Source organism: Thermanaerovibrio acidaminovorans DSM 6589 (assembly GCF_000024905.1).
GTDB lineage: Bacteria > Synergistota > Synergistia > Synergistales > Synergistaceae > Thermanaerovibrio > Thermanaerovibrio acidaminovorans.
Genome location: NC_013522.1, coordinates 327,653 through 349,827 on the forward strand (window position 1 = coordinate 327,653; position 22,175 = coordinate 349,827).

The 22,175-nt window shown below is 64.3% G+C and carries 18 protein-coding genes; 11 read left to right on the top strand and 7 right to left on the bottom strand.

Annotated elements, in window-relative coordinates:
* Positions 1-10 precede the first annotated feature (10 nt).
* The 5 genes from TACI_RS01525 (at position 11) to TACI_RS01545 (ending at position 5,239) form a co-directional block, all read left to right on the top strand.
* Positions 11-907 (top strand): lysophospholipid acyltransferase family protein, encoded by an 897-nt coding sequence (locus TACI_RS01525; RefSeq protein ID WP_012869059.1) that lies wholly within the window; start codon positions 11-13, stop codon positions 905-907.
* The gene (locus tag TACI_RS01530) at positions 865-1,323 is read left to right on the top strand and encodes a RuvC family protein (RefSeq protein ID WP_012869060.1); all 459 of its coding nucleotides are present in this window, start codon (positions 865-867) and stop codon (positions 1,321-1,323) included. Before TACI_RS01525 ends, TACI_RS01530 begins: the two co-directional genes overlap by 43 nt.
* 115 nt (positions 1,324-1,438) lie before the next feature.
* A complete protein-coding gene (locus tag TACI_RS01535) occupies positions 1,439-1,927 on the top strand; it encodes a chemotaxis protein CheX (protein WP_012869061.1) in 489 nt (162 codons plus the stop codon).
* 118 nt (positions 1,928-2,045) lie between these two features.
* Complete coding sequence (locus tag TACI_RS01540; RefSeq protein ID WP_012869062.1) at positions 2,046-4,079, top strand: methyl-accepting chemotaxis protein; 2,034 nt, start codon at positions 2,046-2,048, stop codon at positions 4,077-4,079.
* Positions 4,080-4,162: 83 nt separating this feature from the next.
* A complete protein-coding gene (locus TACI_RS01545) occupies positions 4,163-5,239 on the top strand; it encodes a hypothetical protein (RefSeq protein ID WP_012869063.1) in 1,077 nt (358 codons plus the stop codon).
* Here TACI_RS01545 and TACI_RS01550 read toward each other — a convergent pair.
* Together TACI_RS01550 and TACI_RS01555 are read right to left on the bottom strand one after the other, a co-directional pair.
* Complete coding sequence (locus TACI_RS01550) at positions 5,231-5,716, bottom strand: hypothetical protein (protein ID WP_012869064.1); 486 nt, start codon at positions 5,714-5,716, stop codon at positions 5,231-5,233. The genes TACI_RS01545 and TACI_RS01550 overlap by 9 nt on opposite strands.
* 3 nt (positions 5,717-5,719) lie before the next feature.
* Positions 5,720-6,010 carry a YerC/YecD family TrpR-related protein gene (locus TACI_RS01555; protein WP_012869065.1) on the bottom strand — a complete coding sequence of 97 codons (291 nt, stop codon included), beginning with the start codon at positions 6,008-6,010 and terminating at the stop codon, positions 5,720-5,722.
* A 219-nt stretch (positions 6,011-6,229) separates the two neighbouring features.
* Between TACI_RS01555 and proS the strand changes: the two genes are divergently transcribed.
* Positions 6,230-7,666, top strand: coding sequence for a proline--tRNA ligase (proS, locus tag TACI_RS01560; RefSeq protein ID WP_012869066.1), 1,437 nt, complete (start codon positions 6,230-6,232; stop codon positions 7,664-7,666).
* A gap of 57 nt (positions 7,667-7,723) precedes the next feature.
* Here the strand turns inward: proS and mnmE are convergent, their stop codons facing one another.
* From mnmE to TACI_RS01575, 3 genes are all read right to left on the bottom strand, one after another.
* Positions 7,724-9,076, bottom strand: a complete 1,353-nt coding sequence (mnmE, locus tag TACI_RS01565) for a tRNA uridine-5-carboxymethylaminomethyl(34) synthesis GTPase MnmE (RefSeq protein ID WP_012869067.1) — start codon at positions 9,074-9,076, stop codon at positions 7,724-7,726.
* On the bottom strand, positions 9,077-10,288 hold the full coding sequence (locus tag TACI_RS01570; protein ID WP_012869068.1) for an aminotransferase-like domain-containing protein: 1,212 nt from the start codon (positions 10,286-10,288) through the stop codon (positions 9,077-9,079).
* Between the two features lie 125 nt (positions 10,289-10,413).
* Positions 10,414-11,541: a diguanylate cyclase domain-containing protein gene (locus tag TACI_RS01575; protein WP_012869069.1), complete on the bottom strand. Its 1,128-nt coding sequence runs from the start codon at positions 11,539-11,541 to the stop codon at positions 10,414-10,416.
* Between the two features lie 126 nt (positions 11,542-11,667).
* On the opposite strand from TACI_RS01575, the gene TACI_RS01580 reads away from it, so the two are divergent.
* The 3 genes from TACI_RS01580 to TACI_RS01590 all read left to right on the top strand — a co-directional run bounded on the left by TACI_RS01580 (position 11,668) and on the right by TACI_RS01590 (position 15,046).
* On the top strand, positions 11,668-12,669 hold the full coding sequence (locus tag TACI_RS01580; protein WP_012869070.1) for a 3'-5' exoribonuclease YhaM family protein: 1,002 nt from the start codon (positions 11,668-11,670) through the stop codon (positions 12,667-12,669).
* Positions 12,666-13,574 (top strand): RluA family pseudouridine synthase, encoded by a 909-nt coding sequence (locus tag TACI_RS01585; RefSeq protein ID WP_012869071.1) that lies wholly within the window; start codon positions 12,666-12,668, stop codon positions 13,572-13,574. The genes TACI_RS01580 and TACI_RS01585 overlap by 4 nt, the downstream gene beginning before the upstream one ends.
* 197 nt (positions 13,575-13,771) lie before the next feature.
* On the top strand, positions 13,772-15,046 hold the full coding sequence (locus TACI_RS01590) for a Glu/Leu/Phe/Val family dehydrogenase (protein ID WP_012869072.1): 1,275 nt from the start codon (positions 13,772-13,774) through the stop codon (positions 15,044-15,046).
* A 78-nt stretch (positions 15,047-15,124) separates the two neighbouring features.
* Here the strand turns inward: TACI_RS01590 and TACI_RS01595 are convergent, their stop codons facing one another.
* Positions 15,125-16,891, bottom strand: a complete 1,767-nt coding sequence (locus TACI_RS01595) for a methyl-accepting chemotaxis protein (RefSeq protein WP_012869073.1) — start codon at positions 16,889-16,891, stop codon at positions 15,125-15,127.
* Between the two features lie 221 nt (positions 16,892-17,112).
* Between TACI_RS01595 and eno the strand changes: the two genes are divergently transcribed.
* Together eno and TACI_RS01605 are read left to right on the top strand one after the other, a co-directional pair.
* Positions 17,113-18,384 carry a phosphopyruvate hydratase gene (eno, locus tag TACI_RS01600; RefSeq protein ID WP_012869074.1) on the top strand — a complete coding sequence of 424 codons (1,272 nt, stop codon included), beginning with the start codon at positions 17,113-17,115 and terminating at the stop codon, positions 18,382-18,384.
* Between the two features lie 102 nt (positions 18,385-18,486).
* Entirely contained in the window at positions 18,487-19,671 is a 1,185-nt protein-coding gene (locus tag TACI_RS01605; protein WP_012869075.1) for an MFS transporter, read from the top strand.
* 67 nt (positions 19,672-19,738) lie between these two features.
* On the opposite strand, the gene TACI_RS01610 is transcribed toward TACI_RS01605, so the two are convergent.
* Positions 19,739-21,811, bottom strand: coding sequence for a methyl-accepting chemotaxis protein (locus TACI_RS01610; RefSeq protein ID WP_012869076.1), 2,073 nt, complete (start codon positions 21,809-21,811; stop codon positions 19,739-19,741).
* Between the last annotated feature and the right edge of the window lie 364 nt (positions 21,812-22,175).

Below are 22,175 nucleotides of genomic sequence, written 5' to 3' on the forward strand. Positions count from 1 at the left end.
GATGTGATGGATGGAACAGCCGTTGATTTACCGGGGCCTCAACCTGGTTGGGGCCCTTTTCAGGTCCCTGGGGCACCGGAGGGCCCTTGAGCTAGGGGGGAGTCTCGGCGAGCTGGTGGGCCGGGCCTCCCCAAGGCGCCTTGAGGAGGCCTCCCGCCGATGCTCCCGTGTTCTGGGGATCCTTCCTGGGGAGGCCCGGGAGGTGGTGCTGGGGGCCTACCGGCACTTCGGGATGGCCTTGGCGGAGCTGATGCGCTTCCCCGTGATGGGGAGGGATCTTTTGGACCTGGTGGAGTTTCAGGATCTCGAGAGGCTGGATCGGGCCCTGTCTCTGGGCAGGGGGGCCATAATACTCTCCTGTCACATGGGCAACTGGGAGCTCACCGCCGCCGCCTTGGCCCTTCTGGGCTACCCCATTCGGGTGGTGGCGGCGGATCAGCGGGATCCCCGGGTGAACCAGACGTTGGTGAACCTGAGGTCCAGTTGCGGGGTGGTGACCATCGGTAAGGCCACGGACCTCAAGGGGGTCTTCCGGTGTCTGGAGGAGGGAGGGGCCCTGGCGGTCCTGCTGGACCAGGACGCAAAGGCCAAGGGGATCGTGTCGGACTTCCTGGGCTTCCCCGCCAGCACCCCGTTGGGGCCCGTGAAGCTGGCCCGCAAGCTGGGCTGTCCCGTGGTGCCCTGCAGGTCCCAGAGAAGCCTGTCGGACCCTACCCGTCACTCGGTCCGTTTTCTGGATCCCCTCAAGGGACCAAATGGGGAGGAGTTCGGTCTGGACGAGGCGGGGTCCGTTGGGGTCTGTAACCGTCTCCTGTCCGGCTGGATAAGGGAGGTGCCCCAACAGTGGATGTGGATGTACGACCGATGGGCCAGCACGGTTCCCCGGGAGGCCTGGACTGCGGCATAGATCCCGGCAGGTGCAAGGTGGGGGTGGCCTTCGGGGACCGGGAGCTCCGCTTCTCCCTGGTGATCCCCCGGGACCGGCTGGGGGAGCTGATCCGGGTGCTGACCCAAGGGGACCTGGAGCCCCTCAGGGAGTACCTTACCTATGGCAGCATTCCGCCGGAGGTCCACCTGTCCGGATCGGTTTTCGTGGGGGCCGGGACCGGCTCTGGGGAGGTGCTGGAGGAGCTTCGGAGGGCGGGGGTGCGGTTCGTCCCGGTCCCGGAGGCGGGGAGCACCCTTATGGCCCGGGAGCTCTACTTCCGCCTCCATCCCCCCCGGGGACTTGGGAGGCTCATCCCCCGTGGGCTCCGGGTGCCGCCCCGGGATGTGGACGACCTGGCCGCCTGGGTGATAGTCCTGATGGGGAGGGGGACCTAGGGGCGTCTTAAGGTATTTTCAATCTTAATCCCCCCTTTGTCTTTCGCTTGCCCAAGGTATAGAATTGAGCATCGGGTTTGTGCCTTAAGACTGAAGATCGAGGAGTGCGAGAAGGATGTCCACTCAGGTTATAGCGTCCCTGGTAAACGCCTACGCGGGGGCCTTCGTATCGGTTAGTCAGATGATGGGGGTGGAGGCCACCTTCCTCAAGGGAGAGATAACCCCCGGGGTGAACGCCCCGGGCAGCAGGGTGGCGGCCCTCATAGGGGTGGTGGGGCCCAGCGTTCACGGCACCGTGGCCCTGATGGCGGACATGGCGGGTTTCTCCGCCTACGTGAAGGCCATGACCGGTGGCATGATCGAGGCCAACCCGGAGGATCCCATGTCCATGAGCGTCATAGGGGAGCTGACCAACATGACCAGCGGCCAGGCGCTCATGAAGGTGGAGGTGCCCGGGCTGGACATAACCCCTCCGCAGCTCATGGCGGGGGAGAACCTGAAGGCGATACCCACCAAGAAGGCGGACGTGAAGAGCTTCACCCTCCCCTTCGATGTGGGACCCGAGAAGGGAAGGGTATACCTGGTCCTCTCCTTCCACGAGTGACGTGGCCGCCGCAAGGATCCGGATGCTGGTTGGGGTCCCCCCTTCCGGCATTTTTTGTTCTGATATATACTGGTAAAAGTAGCATTTTTGTAAAATTTCCTTCGAGGGGGTAGTTGCCATGACCATGAGACAGCGTCTTTATGCCATCCTGCTGATGGCGGTGTTAGCCCTTGGGGGCATGGGGTTTTTGGCCTACTACAACGGGCGGAGGATCCTTGAGGCCCATATAATGTCTGGAGGCGAATTGGCGGCGGAGTCCGCCGCTGCCAGCGTGAGGAACTGGCTGGACGGCCGCACCGACATAGTGCTCACCGCCGCCATGAACTCCCAGTACCTGTGGCTCAACTACGGCATGGCGGGGCAGCTGCTCCAGCCCTACATGGAGGGGCTCACCAAGGAGTACTCCAACAAGGGCTTCATGGACATATACATAGGTCTGGAGACCGGCCGGTTCGTGGACGGAAGTGGCTGGACCCCCCCGGATGGCTGGGATCCCAAGACCAGGCCTTGGTATCAGGAGGCGGTCAGGAAGGATGGTCCCGTCATAACCATGCCCTACGTGGATGCCAACACCGGTAAGATGATCGTCACCATAGCGACGCCGCTCAAGGGCTACGGGGACAGGCTGCTGGGCGTGCTTGGGGCCGACATGGCCATAGACACCCTGATCCAGATGGTCTCCTCCCAGAGGATCATGGGGCATGGCTACGGGATCCTATTGGCGCCGGACGGCACCTTCGTGGCGCATCCAAAGAAGGATCTGGTACTCAAGGAGAACATCGCCAAGGAATCTCGGTTCGTCAGCAAGGAACTGTCCAAGATAGGCCAGGATATCCTGTCGGGCAAGTACGGTCTTTATAGGTACAGGAGCGTTGATGGAGACGTACGGTTAATCTTCACCAGGCCCCTCAACTTAGGTTGGACGCTGGCGTTGGTGGTGTCCGAGAAGGAGATATTCAGTCCGCTTAGTGGGCTTGCGATGAAGCAGCTCCTCATGGCCCTGGTGGCCATGGCCCTCCTGGCCGTGCTGGTCTTGTCGGTGATCCGGGGCCTCATGAGGCCCATCCAGTGCCTCATGTCGGTGTCCGGCGAGGCCGCCAAGGGGGACCTCAGCGTGTCCGCCTGCTTCGCCGGTAACGACGAGATGAGCCAGCTTGGAAGGGCGCTGGACACGGTCATCTCCTCCCAGCGGGAGATATTCCGGCGCTTCAAGGGTGAGAGCGATAGGATCCTCCAGCAGGCCCGGGTCCTGGAGGACGTGTCTGACCGGACGGTGGAGACCCTGGTGGACATGAGGGAGCAGGCGGAGGTGCTTGTCCGGATGGCCACGGACAACTCCGAGGCGGTGGAGGCGGCCAACGCGGGGATAGAGGAAGTGGCCTCCGCCTCCCAGGGGGCCGCCCAGGCGGCGTCGGACGCGTCCAGCTACGCGGAGAGCCTCAAGAGCAACGCGGAGGGGGCCCGGGACCTGATCGTCAAGACCTCCGACCGGGTGATGGAGATGGCCTCCTCGTTCCGTGGGGTGGCGGACGCGGTGGTGAAGCTGAACGACCAGGCCAGCCAGATCGGCAGCATAGTTAACACCATATCCCAGATAGCGGACCAGACGAACCTGTTGGCGCTGAACGCCGCCATCGAGGCGGCCCGGGCCGGGGAGGCGGGCAAGGGCTTCGCGGTGGTGGCCGAGGAGGTCCGGAAGCTGGCGGAGGAGAGCAACCAGGCGGCCAAGAGCATCGGGGAGCTGGCGGGGGCCATAATATCCGGCACCTCCTACGCGGTGAAGACCGCCACCAGCGGGGTCTCGGTGGCCCAGGCGGCGGAGGAGGAGACCCGGGCCATGAGGGAGCAGATCGATGGGGTGCTCAACGCCATAGGGGAGATAGTGAGCCAGATCCAGAACGTGGCGGCCACCGCCCAGGAGCAGTCCGCCAGCGCCCAGGAGATGGCGGCCTCCATAGACCGGCTGGCGGTGGGGATAGGATCCCTCAAGGACGTGGCCGCCAGGATAAGCCAGGTGGTGGACCAGATATCCCGCAACAGTGATCTGCTGAAGGCCAGCTCCGACGACCTGTACCGGTTCTCCGAGGAGTTCACCCGGGCCATCCAAGGGTTTAAAATAGACTCCGATGGGCCCCTGGCCCTCAAGGGGTAGGTCAGGTGGGGTGTTACCGGGGGGCGGCGATCCGCCCCCCTTTTTCGTAGGCGGCGTCCCGGGCGCCGGTTGGGAGGTGCCAAGTGGAGGAGAGGAACCAGGGCGGGATCGATTGGTACGTGAGGGACCTGATGGTCTACATGTTCGGGGTCCCCCCCGAGGACCTGGACGGTCTGGTGGAGCAGTACGCCTCATCGGGGGGGACCCCGGACCCGGCGGGGCTCTTCAAGTTCCTGTCGGTCAACGGCCGAAAGTACCGGGTCCTGTGGGCGGCCTTCCCGGTTGGGGACCTTATAAGCATCCTCTTCGCCGCGGTGTTCGGCCCGGACAGGCAGATGATCTGGAGGAAGTCATCGGTTCTGCCCCTGGGTTCCGACAGCGGTGCCTTGAGGCTCTGGAACCGGGTGCTGGAGCTGGCCTCCGGCATAGGCGTCCAGGAGGATCGGCGGGTGTCCGAGACGGATCTCTGGTCCGCCGAGCAGGTGCACCGGGCGCTCATCCGCCACTGGGACCAATGGGCCCCCATGTTCCTCGCGGAGGTGGAGGAGTGGATCAACGCCACCGGCCAGTCCGTGGGGGAGGGGCAGGTGATCGAGAGCTCGGAGATCAACTCCCGGCTGTCGGTGGACGTCTCCAAGGAGATAAGGGAGGCGGTGGGGCGCAGCGTCCCCCTGGGGGCGGTGAGGTACGCGGTGACCTCCCTGCCGGAGCTTAGAGACATGGGGCTCGAGGTGACGTCCCTTCAGGCCACCCTGGACTCCTACGTGGGGGCCGCCCTCCCCAGCCGTCCGGTCTCGCAGGAGGGAACCCTGGATGTCCCCCAGGGGGTGATGGAGGTGAGACCATCGGTGGATCCGCTGCATGGGGTGGCCCTGTCGCTGATGCGCCCCGGGGACCCGGTGGTGGTGGAGCCCGCCCGGGAGGTGGAGCTGCCGGGCACCATATACATGATACGGCTCCTCAAGAACGGTCAGTACGAGGTGCACGGCCAGTTCGACCGGGACGGCAGCTTCTTTAAGTTCATATCCCCCGGGGAACTGAAGATAAAGACCCCCGCGGCGGAGGCGCTGGAGGCCCGGGAGTCCTTCCCGGTGGCCTACGCGGCGGTGGCGGGGGTCCTGGCGCTCGCTGCGGTGGTGCTGTACCTGATGCTATCCTAGGGGCTGGTCCTCCTCGCGGCAGATGACCGACAGGCCCAGATCCCGGGCCTCCGCCTCGAAGGATGACGCCAGGGCGGAGAGGGCACCCCGGATGGCGGAGGATATGAGCCCCTGGGGCCTGGGCAACAGGAGGACCAGCTTGGGGGATCCTTCCCCCAGGAGGTAAGGCAGGGCGCAACGGAGCGCCTCCAGGCCCTCCTCCAGGGCCTCGAAGGCCCGCCTCCAGTCCCCCTCTGACAGGTCCAGGAGGTTGGACGCGTCCCTGGGAGGTTTGACCCACAGGACCATGTCCGACAGGTCCGCCTCCTCCGCGGCCCTCACGGTGGCGCTGTAGATTCCCCGGATGCCCCCCTCGGCCATCACCCCCGGGATCTGGTCCGGAAGCCGTTCCCCCTCCCGGAGTGCGCATATGACCTCCTGCCCCATCCGGTGGATCTCCAGGGCGGAGGGGTGGAGGAACGGGAACCACCAGGCCACCGGCTACTTCCCCTTTAGCCGCTCCAGCACCAGCTTGTAGCCATCGGAGCCGTAGTCCACGCACTTCTTGACCCGGCTTATGGTGGCGGTGCTGGCGCCGGTCTCCTTGGAGATGGACGGATAGGTCTCCCCCTCCATCAGACGGCGGGCCACCTCCAGCCGCTGCGCCAGAGACCTTATCTCCGCTATGGTGGCCACGTCCTCCAGGAAGCGGTACACCTCATCCTCGTTCTCCAGGCACAGGAACGCTCGGCAGAGCTGATCCGTCAGGCTGTCCTTCCACTGGCTTCCCATGGTTTAATACCTCCCCTGATTGATAGTTCTTTTTAATTTTACTTAAACAAGATGACTCGCGGGAGCATCTTAGTTAAAGTATATCTTCGATGCGTAAAACGTCAATCTTCTAGTTGTTTCTTTTCAGTTAGGCACAGAGGGCGCTTTGCAACCCCCCGCCCTTTGGGGATATAATGATCCATCACGGATTTCGAAATCGAGGACATGAGAGGGATCGAGATGGCTAAGAACGTAACACCCAGGTCTAGCGACTTCTCCCAGTGGTATCTGGATGTCATAAGGGCCGCGGAGCTGGCGGACTACGCCCCGGTGAGGGGCTGCATGGTGATCCGTCCCACCGGCTACGCCCTCTGGGAGTCGATCCAGCGGCACTTCGACGAGGCCTTCAAGGAGACGGGGCACGTTAACGCCTACTTCCCCCTGCTGATCCCCAACTCCTTCCTGGAGAGGGAGGCCCAGCATGTGGAGGGGTTCGCGCCGGAGTGCGCGGTGGTGACCCACGCGGGGGGGGATGAGCTGGAGGAGCCGTTGGTGGTGCGCCCCACCTCGGAGACCGTGATAGGCCACATGTACAGCAAGTGGGTCCAGTCCTGGCGGGACCTGCCAATCCTAATAAACCAGTGGTGCAACGTGATGCGCTGGGAGAAGCGTCCCCGGCTCTTCCTTCGGACCTCCGAGTTCCTGTGGCAGGAAGGGCACACCGCCCACGCCACCCGGGAGGAGGCCATGGAGGAGACGCTGCGGATGCTGGGGGTCTACGAGACCATAATGAAGGACGTCCTGGCCCTTCCGGTGGTGACCGGTGAGAAGTCCGAGGGGGAGCGGTTCCCTGGGGCGGACAACACCTTCACCTGCGAGGCCATGATGAGCGACCGGAAGGCCCTCCAGGCGGGGACCAGCCACTTCCTGGGGCAGAACTTCGCCAAGGCCTTCGACATAAGGTTCCAGGATCGGGACGGGGAGGTCAAGTACGCGTGGACCACCAGCTGGGGGGTCTCCACCCGGCTCATCGGCGCCATAATCATGACCCACTCGGACGATGACGGGCTGATCCTGCCCCCTAGAGTGGCACCGGTGAAGGTGGCGCTGTTGCCCATAAGCACCGATCAGGACCTAATCTCCTCCTCCCTGGAGCCCAAGGCGATGGAGCTCAAGGCCGCCATAGAGGATCGGATAGGCCCCAGAACCGTGGCGTTGGATCGGCAGTACCACCTGCGTCCCTCGGACCGGTTCTTTAGCCACCTTCAGAAGGGGGTTCCCTTGAGGATAGAGCTTGGGCAGAAGGAGCTGGAGAACCGCACCGTTAGGCTGGTCTGCCGGGACAACGGGGAGAGGATCGACGTGCCCATGGAGGGGGCTCCGGAGAGGGTGGCGGAGGTGCTGAACCAGATCCAGGCCAGGCTCTACGATCGGGCCCTTAAGTTCCGGCGGGACAACACCCACCGGGTGAGCTCCATTGAGGAGTTCAAGGAGGTCATGGAGTCCAAGGGGGGCTTCGTGGAGGCCCACTTCGCCGGCACCCCGGAGGACGAGCGGGCCATAAAGGAGGCCACCGGCGCCACCGTCCGGTGCTTCCCCAGCGGTGACCGATCGGTGGGGCGGTGCTTCTACACCGGCAGGGAGGGCAGGCTCGCCATATTCGCCAAGGCCTACTAGCCCACGGGCGAGCATATCCAACCCATGTCTTAGAGGCGGGGCCCCGGGGCCCCGCCTTCACTTTCCTACGCAGAAGTTCCGGAAGACCGCCTCCAGCACCTCCTCCGTGGGGTCCAGCCCCAGGGCGGAGGCCAGGTGACGCTGGGCCTCCAGCGCCAGCTGTGCGGTGGCGTCCAGGTAGGGGGATGACAGGGCCCCATCAAGGGCCTCCGCTGCCCTGGACAGGGCGTCCAGCTGGTGGCGGAACATGGTGACCGCCCCGTCCACCGCGGGGTTTGAGCATATGGACCGGACCATCAGGTCCTTCAGCTCCTCCACCCCCTTGCCCGACAGGGCGGAGAGGGTCACGTTGGGGACCCTGGCGTCCCGGAGGACCTGGTCCCAGGATGGGTCCGTCCCCAGGTCCGCCTTGTTGAGCGCCGCCGCGGCGGGCATATCGAGGGACCCAAGTAGCTCCAGGTCCTCCCGGTGGGGGGGGCTGGAGCCGTCCAGCACCAGTACCCTAAGGTCTGCGGTGAGCATGGTCTCCCGGGCCAGCTTGACCCCCAGGGCCTCTATCGGATCGTTGGAGTCCCTTATGCCCGCAGTGTCCAGGAGCTTTATGGGCACGCCCCGGTGGATCACCGCCGCCTCCACCACGTCCCTGGTGGTGCCCGGTATGGGGGTGACTATGGCTCGGGCCTGTCGGGAGAGGCTGTTCAGCAGGGACGACTTGCCCACGTTGGGGCGTCCCACCAGGGTCACCTGGACTCCTTGGGAGAGGGCCATGCCCGCCAGGCCCCTCTGGTGGAGGTCCCGGATCCCCCGGGCTATCCGGGAGAGGTCCTCCCGGAGGCGCTCCCAGTCCAGGGGGGGTATCTCATCCTCCGGCATGTCCAAGGTGGCCTCCAGGTGGCTGCAGGCCCGGGTCAGGTCCCTCATGAGTTCTTCCATGGCCCGGCGGGTGGCCCCCGACAGGGACCCCATTGCGGCCTCCACCGCCTTGGGGCTTTGGCCGCTCACCAGGGCCATCACCGCGCTGGCGGCGCTCAGGTCCATCCGGCGATTAATCACCGCCCGACGGGTGAACTCCCCCCTCTCCGCCAGCCTGGCGCCGGCGGATATTAGGGCCTCCAGGCACATCTGGGCCACCAATGGACCCCCGTGACAGTGCACCTCCGCCGAGTCCTCCCCGGTGTAGCTCTTGGGGGCCTTGAAGTGGACCGCCAGCACCTCGTCGATGGGGTTGCCCCGGGGGTCCACCAGGTGGCCGTGTCTCATGGTCCAGGGGGGTGAGGACGAGAGGGGGGAGCGCCCCCGGAAGACCCGATCCACCACCTGGGCGCTCCCCCTGCCGGAGAGCCGGATCACCGCTATGCCCCCCTGGCCGAAGGGGGTGGATATGGCGGCTATGACCTGCTCGTCCCTCACCTACCGGATCATCTCCCTCATGGCCTCCCCCAGGCGCCTCATGCCCTGGTCGGTCTGCTCCGGGGAGGCGAAGGTGTAGCAGAGCCGGATCTCCTGATCCCCCCCGTCCCGGTTGGGGTAGAAGGCCTTGCCGGGGACGAAGGCCACCTGTTTGTCCACCGCCACCTGGAAGAGGCGGTCGCAGTCTATCCCGTCCATCTTGACCCAGTAGAAGTAGCCCCCCTGGGGCTTGACCCAGTGGAGCTTCTCCAGGGGGAGGTGCCGTCTCATGGCGTCCTCCATGGCGTCCCGCTTCTTGCGGTAGTGGTCGATTATCTTGGGGAGGAAGGAGTCCAGGTGCCCCAGCCGGCAGTACTCGTAGACCATGGCCTGGGCCACAAGGCTGGTGCACACGTCCACCCCCTGCTTGAAGATGGCCATCTTGCGGATTATATCCTTGTGGCCGCAGCACCATCCAACCCGGGTTCCGGGGGCCAGGATCTTGGAGAAGGAGCCCGCGTAGATAACCACACCCCGGTCATCCAGGGAGAACAGGGTGGGCAGGTGCTCCCCCTCGAATCGCACGTAGCCGTAGGGATCGTCCTCCATTATGGCGAAGCCGTAGCGGTGGGCGTACTCGATGAGCTTACGGCGCCTCTCCAGCGACAGGGTGGTCCCCAGGGGGTTGTGGAAGTTGGCGATGGTGTAGCAGAGCTTCACCTTCTTGCCCTCCCGCTGGGCCCGCTCCACCTTCTCGGGGATCAGGTCCACCATCATGCCCTCGTCGTCGCAGGGGACGGTGAGGAACTTGGCCCCGTGGTTGTGCATGTTGAGGAAGACCCCCAGGAAGGAGGGCTCCTCCATGAGGATAAGGTCGTCCTTGTCGATCAGGGCCCAGCAGAGCAGGTCCGACACCTGGGACGAGCCGGCGGTTATGAGCATCTCGTCGTGCTCCAGCTTGCGGCCCATCCTGGGGGCGGTCCACTGGATCAGGAAGTCCTTCAGGGGGGCGTAGCCCTCGGTGGTCCCGTACTGGAGCACGTCCTTGCCCTGGGACTTTATTATCCCCGCCGCCTGGTAGAAGAGTTCCACCGGGAAGGCCTCCGGGTCCGGCATGCCCCCCGCGAAGGAGATTATCCCCGGACGCCTCACCAGGTGCAGCATTTCCCTTATGGGGGATGGACGCAGGTCCTTGACCCTCTCACCGTAGAGACCCTGGAAGAAACTGGACAAAGCGATCCCTCCTCGTCATTTTCTAGGGCCGGACGCCCGGCTGAATCCCTCAGCTTGGGCCCTTCTGGCCTTCAGACTAGATGATACACCATGGGGAGTCCGGATCGTTTGTGAAGTCCAGGGGCTCAGTCCTCGTTGAGGGCCATGTTGGAGTAGGCCTCCTCCAGCATCTGGCCGTAGGAGGTGGTGCCGTTGCCCCCGTAGAAGGAGAAACCTCCCATGAGCCTGGGCCTGTAGGGGGCCGCCTCCCCTTCCTCGAACAGCTTGTTCAGCTGGGCCTTTATCCTGTCGAAAAGGGTCCTGGCCCCGGAGGAGGGGGTCTCGGGGAGCAAGAGAAGCACGCAATCGTCCTTCAGGTGGAAGGCCAGGTCTGAGGTGCGGATGGTCTTCTTCACCGTGGCGATGAGCCGATTGTAGGCCTCCTCTTGGAAGCTCCTGGGGATGGGGCCCTGGCTCAGGCTCTCCAGCTCCAGCTTTAGCAGCGCCATGGAGAGCCAGCGGCGGTACCGCCTGGCCCGCTCGATCTCCTCCTCACCCCTCCTTCGGGCGTACCGGTCCGAGTAGAGCCCGGTCTTGGGGTCCACAAAGTCCGAGTCGTCCCCGCCGGATCCCTCCCCCTTGGGTGAGAGTAGCACCAGGTCCTCCCCCTCCAGGGACCTCCGGAAGACCAGCCAACCGGTGCCCCCCAGCTCCAGCTCGTGGAGGGAGGGGTTGATCATCTTGTCCAGCTCCTTTCCCTCCAGGTCGTTGGTCCCCAGGAGCAGCTTCGCCTCCCGGTTGGCCTTGAGTATCACCCCTCCCTGTCCCCACAGGGCCGGCAGGGGGATCATGGAGGGTATGTCCAGCTCGGTCTCCAGCGACTTGAGCTCCTGCTGGATATCGGATATGCTGATCTGCTCTGGGGATATAGGCTGGCGTTGGCCGCTCGGACCCTTGGATATCCCAAGGCTCACCAGTCCCACCATGCCGGACGATGCCAGGGCCAGTCCAAGCCAGGAGACGATGGGGGTGACCCCCACTGCGGGGGACACGAAGGCCAGGACCAGCCCCTGGGCGGTCAGGTTGGTGAAGAAGGCCAGACCACCCCGGCGGGTTGACAGGTTCATGGAGTGGAACGCGGTGGCCGCCCCGTAGGCCACCAGGAAGAGCCCCCAAAGGGGCAGGGGTAGCCCCTCGGTGGGCCCGGAGCCCAGGGCGAGGAGCAGGGCCACCAGGGGAACGGATATTATGGGAGGAGAGGTGATCCACCGCAAGGCGCCTACCCCCTTCGATCGCTGCTGCGGCCTAGGCCGCCATGGGGTAAGATTAAACTATTGATCCGCATGATTCAAGCGCATAATAGGGATTTCCCTTTTTAATTTTAGAGCGGAGGTGGGTCCGTGGGAAGGGACGAGCTCATGACGGTGGAGGCGGTGCTCCGGCTGAGGCCCGGGGAGTCCTTCAAGGGGGTCTACGCGGTGCGGGACCTCCAGGCGAACCGGGACAGGGGGGGCGGCACCTACTGGTCGGTTACGGTGATGGACCCCACCGGGGCAATGGAGGGGAAGGCCTGGAGTAGCGCCCGGTGGCTGGACCGCCGGGAAGGGGAGCCGTTGAGCGAGGACCAGATCCAGTCCCTGAAAGGCATGTCGGTGGGGGTGGTGGGACAGGTGAAGGATTACCGGGGGTCCCTCCAGGTGGACTTCCGGGAGCTGTACCGGCTGGACCAGGACAAGTACCCCCCTCTGGACCTGGTGCCCCGTTCCCCATTCCCCCAGGAGGAGCTGGAGGAGCGCTTCTGGAGGATCGTCGGGTCCTGCGGGGAGGAGCTGCGGGGCTTCCTTGAGGGAATCTTCGTTGGTGACCTGAGGGACAGGTTCTTCTCGTACCCTGCGGCGGTGTCCAACCACCATGCGTACCGGGCGGGGCTCTTGGAGCACACGGTTCACGTGGCGGAGGCGGCGCTGGGCATGTGCGGTCCCTACCGGGACGTGAGCCTGGAGGTAGTGGCGGCGGGGGCGTTGCTGCACGATCTGGGCAAGGTCAGGGCTTACCGGATGAGCCCCCTGCCGGAGGTGACCGTGGAAGGGAGCGTGCTGGATCACGTGGCCATGGGCTACGCCCTGTTCGAGGAGCTGGTGAGGGACCGGGGGCTCCGGGGGGAGCTGGCGGTCCACCTGGGGCACATAATACTGAGCCACCATGGCCAGAAGGAGTACGGCTCCCCGGTGGTTCCCCAGACGCTGGAGGCGCTCATCGTGTCCGCCGCGGACGAGCTGGACTTTCATCTTTTCTGCTGCCGGGAGGGGCTCAGGTGGCTCCGGGACGGCCAGGCCGTATCGGACTTCAACCGGTCCACCCAGCGCAGGTTCTGGACCGGGGAGCTGCCCCAGCGGCCATGAGGACCTACAGGATCCCCCCCGATCAGGAGGGGCGCAGGCTGGACAGGCTCATTCGGGAGTGGTGGCCAGAGGTGAACATGGGACTCCGGATGGGGGCCATAAGGCGCGGCCAGGTCCGGCTGGACGGCAGGCGGGTGCCCTGCTCCCAGCGGCTGTTGGAGGGGCAGGAGCTGACGGTCCCCTGGGACCAGGAGCCAAGGCGGTCCGGATCTGGGACCCCATGCCCAGCCGAGGGCAGGGAGTTGCCCCGGTGGGTTATCCACTGGGACCGGAGGCTACTGGTGGCGAACAAGCCCGCCGGGTGGATATGCCAGCCCGGGGGAGGCAGGGGGACCAGCCTGCCCGAGGAGGTGTGGCGCCTTTTGGGGGTTGACCGGGGGCCCGTGCCCTCCCACAGGCTGGACGTGAACACCACCGGGGTGGTGCTGGTGCCGCTGGACGGGGCCCTTGGGCGGGAGCTCCACCGGCTGTTCCGGGAGGGGACCATCAGGAAGCTCTACTGGGCGCTGGTGAGGGGCACCTGCGTTGGGGAGGCTTTGGTGGACCTGCCGCTGTCCAAGGACGGAAGGGGCAACGTGACCCCTTCGCCCTCAGGGCAACCCGCCAGGTCGGTGGTGCGTCCCCTGGCCGTTCGGGGTGGTTTCTCCCTGGTGGAGGTGGAGCTTCTCACCGGACGCCAGCACCAGGCCCGGGTCCACCTGGCCCACCTGGGGCTTCCGATCCTCGGGGACGTCAGGTACGGGGTGAGGTTCCGGGGGGTGGGGAGAACCATGCTCCACGCCCGAAGGGTGCTGTTGCCATTTGGCGAGTCCCTGGGGGACCTGGCCGGTGCGGCCTTTGAGGCCCCCCTCTATCCGGACATGGCGGAGGCGGCCAGACGCCTGGGGCTCGGGGATTTCACCTAGTCGCAGAATCGTCTAGCAAGTGTATTTGGTATTCAGTGCATATATAAAATTTTTCCAAAAAATCAGTCCCGTTTGACTCTTTACTGAAAGTTCCGGTTGGAATAGAATAGGCCTGGGGTTTGTGGGGTTCCTTCACAAACATTTTAGGTTGGTTCCGTGCAGGGCCTTTGGCCTAAAAAGACAAGGAGGGATTCGTAATGGCAGTTACGAAGAGGACTTCCAGCAACGTTCTTCTGGACACGGCGCTCAAGAACTTCTACGCCGCCGCGGAGGAGATGGGGCTGGACGAGGGTCTCATCGAGATCCTGAGCAGGGCGGAGAGGAAGCTTTGCGTCTCCATTCCCGTCACCATGGACGACGGCACCGTGAAGGTGTTCGAGGGCTACCGGGTCCAGTACTCCACCGCCCTGGGTCCTGCCAAGGGTGGCATCCGGTTCCACCCGGACGTGACCCTTGAGGAGTGCGAGGCCCTGGCGTGTCTCATGGCCTGGAAGTGCTCTCTGGCCGGAATCCCTTACGGCGGCGGCAAGGGCGGTGTGGCCTGCAACCCCCTGGAGCTGTCCACCGCTGAGAAGGAGAGGATCTCCCGCACCTTCGCCGCTCGCATAGAGCCCCTGGTGGGCGCCTGGACCGACGTTCCCGCCCCGGACGTGAACACCGGCGGCCAGGAGATGGTCTGGTTCATGGACACCATAAGCAAGATGCGCAATCGCCTGGAGCCCGCCATCTTCACCGGCAAGCCGGTCTCCCTGTGGGGCTCCAAGGGGCGCACCGAGGCCACCGGCGCCGGCGTGGCCACCTGCGTGAGGGAGGTCCTGAAGGCCGCCGGCCGGGATGTGAAGGGTGCCACCGCCATCATCCAGGGCTTCGGCAACGTGGGCACCCACTGCGCCCTCACCCTGGTTGACATGGGGGCCAAGGTTTTGGCCATCAGCGACATCACCGGCGGCTACTACTGCCCCGACGGGATCGACGTCAAGAAGGCCTTCGATCACGTGACCAACCACCCCAAGCACCTGCTGGAGGGCTACGAGCAGCCGGGTCTCCAGAAGATCGCCGGGGAGGATATCCTCTACCTGGAGGCGGACGTGCTCTGCCCCTGCGCCCTTGAGGGGGTCATCAACGGGGACAACGCCCACAAGATCAAGGCCAAGTTCATCGTGGAGGGTGCCAATGGCCCCGTCACCCCCGAGGGAGATGCGGCCCTTCCCAAGGACGTGCTGGTGGTGCCCGACTTCCTGGCCAACTCCGGCGGCGTGGTGGGTTCCTACTTCGAGTGGGTCCAGGACCTGATGGGCTTCTTCTGGACCAAGGAGGAGTACAACCAGCGGCTGCTTACCCTCATGGCGGACAACTTCTGGCGGGTGTGGAACTACAGCAAGGAGCACAACGTCTCCATGAGGAAGGGGGCCTTCATGGTGGCCATCAAGCGGGTGGCCGACGCGGTCAAGATGCGGGGCGTGTTCCTCTAGGTCGAATTTCACCACCTGGCGGAGGGGCGGGGGAACCCGCCCCTCCGCTTTTTCCCCCTGGGATCTGGAGCTTAGCCCCTATGCCAGCGAAGGGGGAAGATGTACGGGGGACGACATGTCGTCCACCTTGAAGTGCCGCACCGCCTCCCGGAGGGCCTCAGAGGTTTTAACCAAGTCCTCCGATCCCTGGGCGATCCGCTCCGCTGCGGCTGACACCTCCGCCACCTGGGACCTCACCACCTCGGATGCGTTGGCCGCCTGAAGGACCTTGGAGGCCACGTCCTGTACCGCCGAGGCTATCTCCTGGCTGGAGGCCGCCTGCTCCTCCGCCACCGCCGCCAGGTCCTGGGTCGCATTGGAGATCCTGCCTAGGGAGTCCATGATCCTTTCAATGGTGGCCCGGGTCTCCTCCGCCAGCTCTTTGGACGACTGGCTCTCCTGGGCGTTTCTCTGGGAGGCGGATATCACCGTCCCAAGCTCCCGGCCTATCCCGTCCGCCAGCTCCGCGATCCTAGAAGCCGCCTGGTTGCTCTCCTCCGCCAGCTTGCGAACCTCCTCGGCCACCACCGCGAAGCCCTTGCCCGCATCCCCCGCCCGGGCGGCCTCAATTGCGGCGTTCAGCGCCAGAAGGTTCGTCTGGTCCGCTATCTGGCCGATCTGGCCGACGAAGGACTGGATCTGGTGTGCCATCTCGCCCAGGGAAGCCACCATCTCAGCGGATCGGGAGGCCTCCTCCGCCACCTTCGCTATACTGGAGGCCGCCTTGGCCACCGCTCTTGCGCCTTCCTCCCCGGCGCTCCTGGCCTGGTCCACCTCGGCGGCTATGTCGGTGCTGCGCTGGGCCACCGCCTGGGCGCCGCTGGCCACCTCCTCGACGCTGGCGTTTATCTCCTGGCTTGCTGCCCCCAGCTCGTTCATCCGGGAGGCTACTTCGTCAACCGAGGCCCTGGACTCCTGGGCGGAGGCGGAGGACTCCTCCGCCAGGGCGGAGAAGTCCTCCGCACGGGAGGCCACATCGGATGCCTGTCTAAGAACCTGCTCAATCGTGGACCTGATCTGGAGCACCGCTTCAAATAGGGCGTCCCCCAGGCGTCCCATCTCGTCCCTTCCCTGGGCGCCTATCTGATCCCTGGATAAGGTTAGATCCCCGTCCCTAACCCTCTCCAGGGCGCTCAGGGCGGATCTAACGGAGCCCGCTATGCGTTGAGAAATGACGGCCCCAAGTAGAGCCATGACCAGCAGCGATCCAATGGACATCACAACCAGGAGGTAGAGCGCCCGGGCGGCGCTTTGATCGTTCTGGTCTTTGACTTTCTCGGCGAACTCCACGTTGAAATTGGCTAGCGCCTCAATCTCCCCGATGAGCCTTTTAATGGCCGGTATGGCCTCGGCCTTGAAGTAGTCCTCCGCCTGCTCCTTTAACCCCTCTTTAGACAGCTCCAGCACCTTCCTCCATTTGGCCCGCCAGTCGGTCATGGCCTCATGGACTTTTCGCAGGTGTTCCACCTCGAAGCTTTCCAACTTCGTCTTGCCGTAGAGCTCCAGGTTAGAGTCGTTGGCCTTGACCAGCTCGCCTATCCGTTGAACCAGCTCGTCCCGCTCCGCATCGCTATCTGCAACTATGATTTCCGATACCAGTCCCTTAATCAACGCCGCGTTAGCCTTGGTGTCTATGAGCCAGCGGATCGGGAGAAGCTGATCCTGGTACATGTCCTCCAAGTTGCGGTTGCTTTGGGACAGGAACCGGTAGCCGGTGGCGGAGGCGACTCCAAGGCCAAGCAGCCCAACCCCGATGAGGACCCACATCTTGCCCTTGATGCTCATGTCTCTTAGCCATGACGACATTAGAAGCACCCCCTATTCTAAATAGTTATAATGTACCACGATCCAATTTGGATTGCATGGCCGTTTGGTTAATCTTTAGTGCTAAAGTTTTCGTGGTTTTGATAAATGTTTATCTCATCCCACTCCTTGTGGTAACATAGATTTCAACGTCCATTGGGACGCAATCCGTGCCCTTCAGAGACCAGAGTTTGTTGGGGCCGATCAATGGGAGGGATTGGGTTATGAGCTCCGTGATAACCAACATAAGGGCTTTGGAGATCCTGGATTCCAGGGGCAACCCCACCGTCCGGGTGAGGCTGGAGCTGGAGTGCGGGATAAGGGTGAGCGCCTCGGTGCCATCCGGGGCCTCCACTGGGGAGAACGAGGCGGTGGAGCTTAGGGATGGAGACAAGGGGCGTTACGGCGGCAAGGGGGTCCTCCAGGCGGTTGCCAACGTGAACGACGTGATCGCCCCGGCGGTGATCGGCATGGACTGCCGGGATCAGGCGGCCATCGACCGGGCCATGATCGAGCTGGACGGCACCCCTAACAAGGGCAAGCTGGGAGCCAACGCCATCCTGGGGGTCTCCATGGCGGCCGCCAAGGCGGCGGCGGAGTACTGCGACCTGCCCCTCTACGCCTACCTGGGGGGCCCCGGGGCGGTCACCCTGCCGGTGCCCATGATGAACATCCTCAACGGGGGCAAGCATGCGGAGAATAGCGTTGACTTCCAGGAGTTCATGGTGTTCCCCCTGGGGGCATCCTCCTTCCGGGAGGCCTTGAGGATGGGGGCCGAGACGTTCCACGCCCTGAAGGGGATCCTCAAGAAGAAGGGCTACGCGGTGGGCGTGGGGGACGAGGGGGGCTTCGCCCCGGACCTGAAGAGCAACGAGGAGGCCTGCGACGTCATCGTTGAGGCCATAAGGGCTGCGGGCTACGAGCCTGGAAAGGACATCTGCCTGGCCCTAGACCCCGCAGCCAGCAGCTTCTTCAGCGGCGGCTCCTACATGCTGGACAAGTCCGGCCAGGGCAAGAAGTCCACCGATGAGATGATCGACCTATTCGATCGCTGGTGCTCCGCTTACCCCATAGCGTCCATCGAGGACGGCTTGGACGAGAACGACTGGGATGGCTTCGCCAAGATGACCGCCCGGATGGGGCACCGGGTCCAGATCGTTGGGGACGACATCTTCGTCACCAACCCGGACTTCGTCCGCCGGGGCATCAAGGCCAAGGCGGCCAATGCGGTGCTGATAAAGCTGAACCAGATCGGCACCGTCACCGAGACCATGGAGACCATCGAACTCTGCCGCCGGGCCGGCTGGGGCTACGTGATCTCCCACAGGTCCGGGGAGACGGAGGACACCTTCATGGCGGACTTCACCGTCGCCATGGGGGGCGGCCAGATAAAGACCGGCTCCGCCTGCAGGAGCGAGCGGATCGCCAAGTACAACCGCCTCCTGGAGATCGAGGAGGACCTGGGCAGGCTGGCTCGGTTCGGCCGCATCTCCTAAGGCGCGTATCCTCATCAAGGAGCGTAAGATACCTATCTTCTGATCGTCCACGGGGGGCCATGGTGCCCCCCTTTTGGACGTCCCAGGTTGGAGGGTGATGAATTGGAGCGGATCCTGCGGTTCCTGGCCATAAACAGATCCACCGGCGCGGCCCTGATCATGGTGATCTTCATGGGCCTTGGGGAGAAGATGTCCGAGCGGTTCCTGCCGGTCTACCTGATGGCCCTGGGTGGATCCTACTGGTCAGTTGGGTTCCTGAACGGCATGGATAACCTCCTCTCCGCCCTGTACTCCCTTCCGGGGGGCATGGCAAGCCACGCCCTGGGTCCCAAGAAGTCCCTGATCCTCTTCTCCCTGGTGGCGGTGCTGGGGTACCTGCTGGTGCTGACCCTGGGCACCTGGTGGTCCGTTCTGCCGGGAGCGGCGCTCTTCATCTCCTGGTCGGCGGTGAGCCTCCCCGCCATGATGGACCTCATCGGCCGGTCGGTGCCCAAGACCAAGCGGGTCATGGGGGTCTCCATGCACTCCCTGGTCCGCCGGATACCCATGGCGCTGGGCCCGGTGATCGGCGGCTACTTGATGACCCGCATGGGGAACGTGGAGGGCATAAGGGCCGCCCTGGTGGTGGCGGCGGCGGTTGGGGGGATCTCCGTTTGGCTCATGTGGCGGATGGTCCCCGGGGACGCCATAGGCGAACTGGAGGGGGTTAGCGTCCGGTCCTCCCTGGGGCTTATTCGGGGGGACCTCCGGATGCTCCTCGTGTCCGACGTGCTGATCCGGTTCGCGGAGCAGATCCCGTACCCCTTCGTGGTCCTATGGGCCCTGGATAGGGGGGTGACCCCCGCCCAGTTCGGGCTGCTCACCGCCCTGGAGATGGCGGTGGCCATGCTGGTCTACATCCCCGTGGCCGCCATGGCGGACCGCCACGGCAAGAAGCCCTTCGTGCTCATGACCTTCTGCTTCTTCACCGCCTTCCCGCTCATGTTGCCCTTCTGCCGGGGCTTCTGGCCCTTCGCCGCCGCCTTCGTGGTGAGGGGGCTCAAGGAGTTCGGGGAGCCAACCCGGAAGGCCCTGATAATGGACCTGGCGCCGGAGGGGGCCAAGGGGGCCGCCTTCGGCGCCTACTACCTCCTCCGGGACGTGGTGGTGTCCCTGGCGGCCTTCGCCTCCCCCGCCCTCTTCTACATATCCCCGCAGGTCAACTTCCTCACCGCCTTCGCCTTCGGCGTTCTTGGAACCCTGTGGTTCGCCCTGAAGGGAAGGGACGTGGCATCCGGCGGGATCTGACCTTCCACAGAAGATGACCCCGGGGCGGGCCCCCGGGGTCATCTTCTTGGTCTTGCGTCCCTAGATCTTACCTGCCGTCCCCCAGGCTGAGGGAGGAGGACTGGTACCTGAACTTGGCGATCAGGGCCTTGAGCTGCTCCGCCGTGTGGCTCAGCGCCTGGGCCTCCTGGGCCACCGCCTCGCTGGCCTTGGCGGTCTCCTCGCTGGAGTGACGGATCATCTCCACCGAGTTCACCACGTTTATGGTACCCTGGGTGGCGTTGTCTATCCCCTGGGCTATCTCCTGCGCCGCCGCCGCCTGCTCCTCCGACGTGGCGGCTATGTTCTGCATGGCGTCGTTTATGACCCGGATCTGGCCCAGCACCTCCGCCAGCTTCCCCTGGGCCTCGTGGGCCCGGCGCACCGTGTCGTCCATGGACCTCTGGGACTGCTCCGTGGCCCTCAAGGACTCCTCCGTGTTGGCCTGCAGGGGGGCTATCAGGTCCTCCACCTCCTTGGCCGCCTGGGCGGACTCCTCCGCCAGCTTCCGGACCTCCTCCGCAACAACCGCGAAGCCCCGGCCCGCCTCGCCCGCCCGGGCGGCCTCGATGGCGGCGTTCAGCGCCAGCAGGTTCGTCTGGTCCGCTATGGACCTTATGGTGGCCACGAAGCCCGATATGGACGCCACCGAGTCCGCCACCTTCTGGATCCTCTCGAAGGTCCGCTTGGACTCGTCCCCCACGTGGGTTATGGCCTTCACCACCTCCTCCACCTGGCGGACCGTCTGCTCCGACAGGTGGGACATCTTGGAGGCCGCCTCGGCCCCGTCGGTGGCGGAGTTGGCCGCCTGCTGGGCTCCGCTGGAGACCTCCTCGATCCCCGCGTTGGTCTCCTGCAGGGAGGCGGAGTTGGACTCCATGAGGGACGCCACCTGGTCCACCGAGGCCTTTATCTCCTCCACGGAGGCCACGGACTCCTCCGAGAGGGCCGCCAGGTTCTCCGCCGCGGCGGCGGTCCTGTCCGACTGGGAGGCTATGTCGGATATGGCCTGTCTCAGGGTCTCCTTGAGGACCAGGGCGCTCTGGGCCATGAGGCCGATCTCGGTGCGGTGGTGCCCCACCTCCCTCAGCCACTGGTCGTTCTGGTCCTGGGTGAGGTCCAGCTGTCCCAGCTTCTTGAGGGAGTCGGTGATCCTCTTGACGGGGGCCACCACGCTCCTGGAGAGGCCGTAGAGCATGGCGCCCACCAGGATGAGGGTCACGAGCCCCAGGAGCAGCTGTCGGATGGCCAGGCTCCTTACCATGGCGTTGAGGTCCGAGGCGGGGAAGACCACGCCCAGGACGAAGCCGGACCTGGTGGGGGAGAAGAAGGTCCTCCTGAGCTCACCCTGGAAGGAGTAGTCCACGAAGCCCGGGGAGCCGGAGATCATCTTCCGCCCCGCCTCCGCCAGCTCGGGGGTGATTAGGCCGCTGGGCTTGGTGATGTTCTCCTTCATGATCATCTCCGACTTTGGATGACATATCGTGTTGCCCTCCCGGTCCAGGAGGAAGCCGTAGCCCTTGCCGAAGACCTTGTAGGAGGTGATCATGTCGGATAGGGTCTTGAGGTCCACGTCGATCCCCGCCACGCCCAGGAGCTTGCCCGAGGTGGACTTCACCGGGGTGGCCACGGTGATGACTAGCCCGCCGGTGTTGGCGTCCACGTATGGGGCGGTAAGTATGACCTTATCCTCCTGCACCGCCTGGATGTACCAGGGGCGCTTCCTTGCGTCGTAGTCCGGTTTCTCCACCCAGTCGCCGCCGGTGCCCACCTTGCCGGTGGACTCCAGCCCCACGTACATATCCAGGATGTTGAGGTCCTTGGCGGTGGCGTTGAAGTACCGGGCCATGACGGACTCCAGGTCGTCGTCGGTGACCGCCTGTCCGGTCTCCAACAGCTCCGCGGTGCCGCTGGCGATGCCCAGCGTCAGCGTCTTGAGCTCGCTGAAGTACTGGTCCACCTGGTTGGCGTTGTTGGCGATCATCTCCATCCCCAGGGTGTTAACCTGGTCGTTCAGGATGGAGTGGCTCTGGAGGGCCACCATGGCCACCATGAGCCCCAACAGGACTGTGACCCCAATCCCAAGCAACGTCAGCTTCTTGGCTATCGACAAGTCCCTCATATCCACGCCTCCCCGCATAATGATGATTATCACCGTTCCGATTATATGCCCGATCGATTTTGTGGTCATGTAGGGTATGATTAACTACAAAAGGCACATAATGTTGCATCCTGTGGGACGTGGCATCCGGCGGGATCTGACGATATCCCTTCCTCGCGTGAAGATATTGGATTTCATCCACGAGCGACGATTATATGCCGACAAATTTTTGTTGTCACCTCGGTCGTAGCAATAGATAAAAATTACACAAATATATGTAAGGCCCCGGGGCAACCCCGTACGCCCCTTCACGCCACGTGTTGTCAAGTCGCCTTGATCCCATCAGGTTTTTGTGCTTTGCTCCCCTGGGAGGTGTTGTAGTTTT